This window comes from Aquimarina sp. RZ0 (genome assembly GCF_008370685.1).
GTDB lineage: Bacteria > Bacteroidota > Bacteroidia > Flavobacteriales > Flavobacteriaceae > Aquimarina.
Window position 1 is genome coordinate 1 of the sequence record NZ_VTZU01000189.1, and the last position, 1,954, is coordinate 1,954.

Genomic DNA, 1,954 nt, shown 5'->3' on the forward strand with positions numbered 1-1,954 from the left:
TACTGCAATATGATTTGGCGTCTTCAAAACCTGATCCTCAAATAAATCAACTATCGTCTTATCTGTTGGATAATCAACCACTGTATCATTAAAAACTTCTAATAATTGATGTTCTTCCTCCTTAGTAAGTATCGATAAAGCTCCTAAGTTAGCATCAGGGGCAACTACAATACTAGACAATAACTCCTGATAATGGATACACATCCTTTGGATGGTAGCTTCTGTAAAAAGATCTGTACAGTATTCTATCGATAACTCTAAACCTTCTGAGGTCTCTCTTAAAGTAAAGGTCAAATCAAACTGAGACGTAGTATCTGCTATCCCTTCATAAGGAGCTATATCCAGCCCTTCCAATGTTATATCCTGAGTATTATCACCAATGTTCTCCAATACAAACAGAACATCAAACAAAGGAGACCTGCTCATATCACGAGTCTCTACAACACGATCTACAACCTTCTCAAAAGGTGCCAGTTGATGATCATAACCATTCAAGGTCGTTTGTTTAACACTCATTAAAAAGTCTCGAAAGGACTGTCTTGAATCTACAGTGTTGCGTAAAGCCAACGTATTGACAAAGAAACCAATCATACCTTCCAATCCTGACTGAGTTCTATTGGCAATGGGCGTACCCACACAAATATCTGACTCACCACTATAACGACTCAATAATATCTTAAAAGAGGCTAATAAGGTCATAAACAGAGTCGCTCCTGATTCCTGACTTAACGACAATAAACTTTGGGGTAAATCACTATCTAATGTAAAAGAGACAACAGATCCTGAATGACTCTGGACTGGTGGGCGTACATAATCTGTAGGTAAAACCAAAGGTACTACCCCAGACAATTGTGATTCCCAATACGATAATTCTGATTCCAAAACAGTTCCCGATACATACCTCTTTTGCCACAAAGCATAATCTGAATATTGAAATGGTAAAACCCCTAAATCAGCTTCCCTATCCGCTTGAGAGGCACGATACAATTCTAAAAACTCACCTACTAAAATATCACTCGACCAACCATCACTGGAAATATGATGAAATACGCCTACAAGGATATACCTATCAGCTCCTAAATCATATAAACACGAACGAAACATATAATCACTACTCAAATCAAAAGCCCTGTTTATATAAGTCAAAACAGCTGCTTCTAAACTATCAGAATCTCCAATGAACTCTTGATGTTCTAATTCCCACAAGTCTGATCCTAATACCTCTTGATAACCAATACCCTCTTCTGAACTGATAACTGTACGTAAAACCTCATGTCTTGAAACAATAGCCTTCAATGAACTACTCAAAATAGACCGATCTAAACTACCTCTCAGCTCTAATATAACAGGAATATGATACTCTAAACTACCTTGTAATTGATCCAAAAACCAGAATCGCTCCTGGCCATAACTTAAAGGAATACGGTCTGGATGTTCTTCTACGCTAATCAATGGTAATAAAACCTTTGTTTTAGAGGTGTTTTGACTATTGTAGTCTTTAATAAATTTAATAATAAATTCTTTTTGAGCCTTAATATCTTCCAACAATTTATTATCTATTTCATCGTTCTCAAAATTTAATATTAATTTATCATCTTCTACTTTTAGATCAATCTCACTTTCTAAAGCTCTTTCAATTATATTCAAAACTTTATTTTCCATTATAATTCTATTCTTCTTTTATAAATTTTATCATCCTTGGTATTCTCAAATAGTTCAATATACCTAATATGATTACCTAATTTAACTAAACTCGAATACTCAAAAATAGCTCTGATGAATACTTCTTTATGCATATCCCTACGAATCATAGAAACCAGACGAGTAGCCAACAAACTATGACCGCCCAATTCAAAAAAATTATCATAAATACCTATCTTATCCACGCCCAACAACTCCTGCCAGATCTCTGTCAACTGCACTTCTATTTCATTTCTGGGAGCTACATACTCCG

The 1,954-nt window shown here is 35.3% G+C and carries 2 protein-coding genes; both read right to left on the bottom strand.

Annotated features, from left to right (window positions below; all coding sequences use genetic code 11):
- The coding region (locus tag F0000_RS27120) for a condensation domain-containing protein (protein ID WP_255452919.1) at nucleotides 1–1,662 on the bottom strand (1,662 nt) is incomplete at its 3' end.
- The coding region (locus F0000_RS27125; RefSeq protein WP_149627826.1) for a phosphopantetheine-binding protein at nucleotides 1,662–1,954 on the bottom strand (293 nt) is incomplete at its 5' end. The genes F0000_RS27120 and F0000_RS27125, both read right to left, overlap by 1 nt.